The 239-nt window shown below is 64.0% G+C and carries 1 protein-coding gene; it reads right to left on the bottom strand.

Annotated elements, in window-relative coordinates:
* Positions 1-204: hypothetical protein (locus tag R0J87_RS24285; RefSeq protein WP_498889610.1), on the bottom strand; the 204-nt coding region annotated here is incomplete at its 3' end.
* Positions 205-239: the final 35 nt, after the last annotated feature.

Genomic DNA, 239 nt, shown 5'->3' on the forward strand with positions numbered 1-239 from the left:
GTCAGACTCGTGCGACGCGGTGAGAAGAGGCGACTCGGAACGGGAGCGCGCCGGAGCCTGCTCGCGGGGATCCTTCACATTTTGTTCCGCTGACTGATGGTGGCGCGCCAGAGCGACGACGCCACCAGCGGCTAGGCACCCAGCGGTCACGAACACAAAGAAGGTCCATGTCGGCGCTGCTGAGGACTCCCCAAGGACCGACATCGCGAGCACAACGGCAACCAAAGGATCGACCACAG

This window comes from Halomonas sp. SIMBA_159, from assembly GCF_046536035.1.
Lineage (GTDB): Bacteria > Pseudomonadota > Gammaproteobacteria > Pseudomonadales > Halomonadaceae > Vreelandella > Vreelandella venusta_A.